This is a genomic window from Ferruginibacter profundus, from assembly GCF_054783275.1.
Genome location: NZ_BAAGQW010000013.1, coordinates 1 through 1,371, shown reverse-complemented (window position 1 = coordinate 1,371; position 1,371 = coordinate 1). Strand labels below are relative to the sequence as shown.

The 1,371-nt window shown below is 38.1% G+C and carries 1 protein-coding gene; it reads left to right on the top strand.

Annotation, left to right across the window (positions count from 1 at the left end):
• The first annotated feature begins 262 nt into the window (after positions 1-262).
• Positions 263-1,051, top strand: a complete 789-nt coding sequence (locus tag ACYVM0_RS26950) for a hypothetical protein (protein WP_460562607.1) — start codon at positions 263-265, stop codon at positions 1,049-1,051.
• Positions 1,052-1,371 lie beyond the last annotated feature (320 nt).

Sequence of the window (1,371 nt, the reverse complement as noted above, 5' to 3'; positions counted from 1 at the left end):
GATGGAAAAATTATTATCAAAACAACACCAAAATAATAGCCAGTATGCAACCAACCTAAGCGGTCAGCGCACAAAAAAATATTTTCTTTAGCTATGGTGGCTACGAAAATATTTTTCTGCCCACGCCCAGCGAAAAACTTTTTTAATCAACCTTATTAAGGATGTTTTATCTTAGTCAACTAATAGCAGGATTTATTAACTTAACCAGTCAACCTATTTCAGGACGGGTCATATCGCTGTTGTGCTTCATCTGGGCTAGACATTGAATCTTGAGCTTTTGTTTGTTAACTTTAGCTTTTATATCTTTAACCTGCCTGCCGGCAGGCAGGTCAGCAGCGGTTCCGGGCAGACACAACAACTATCCAGCCCTGCAGCAAGCCCTGCCCGTTGTAGGCAATTTTTAACGACAATGCGTTACATACTCATCATCATATTTTTTCTAACTGTAGGACAGGTTTTCTCCCAGACTAACAACCAAATTGGAGATTTGAATTTGGTAAATGCAAAAGTCGTCAAGAGGGACACAGCAATAGTAGACGTTTGTGGTTTCTCTGTAAAAGTTGCCAAGTTGACAATTAAAGCAAAGACCGAAGTTCAGACTTTTTGTGTGTGGGGGAACCCATCTTTGAATACGTATGACACGATTGATAATAAATTGTACTTATATTACTCAGTTGACACATCCAAAATAATTTATCAGTTTGTTCGTAATGACATCGCAAAATATGCAGCAGAACAAGAAATTTGGGCGAGACAATATAATACAAGCAATGACTTTTCAGTATCTGTCTATAACAAATCGTTCATTGTAAGCGACACGACATATATTCCTTTTATTTGGACGGGCTCTGAAAATCCGGGGGACTATCAAATATATTATGTGAACGACCAAGTTTACAAATTCGTTCTTCCTGAAAGAAAAAAGGGTTTTGGTAGTTTACTTTCATTTGCAAACCAAAATATTTATTTCAAGTGCGGAGATATGAAGCTAAATCTTGACAGGTATTTAAAGAACGTTGAACAAGTAAAGCAAATTTTGGCGACACGATAAAACTGCCTACAACATGGGGTTTTCTACTATGCTGGCTGACGAATATATACTGATCGTCCGGTTCGCTACTCAGCTGCAGTCCGGGCTGACTGAATAAATCTCAGCGGCATATCGTAACTTCAGCTTCAGTATTTCTATTGGGCTTCTGTTTCAGGCTGACGGAACACAGAATACCAGCACAGCAGAAAGCTCTAACGTTGGCTGTAATTTTAAGAACACCCTTAAATTTCGATAACCCAGCACAAGACCAATACGAAACAGATTAAATCTTTGACCTTACAAACAGAAGCTTTTGAATAGAAATTCATTTCTATTAATTA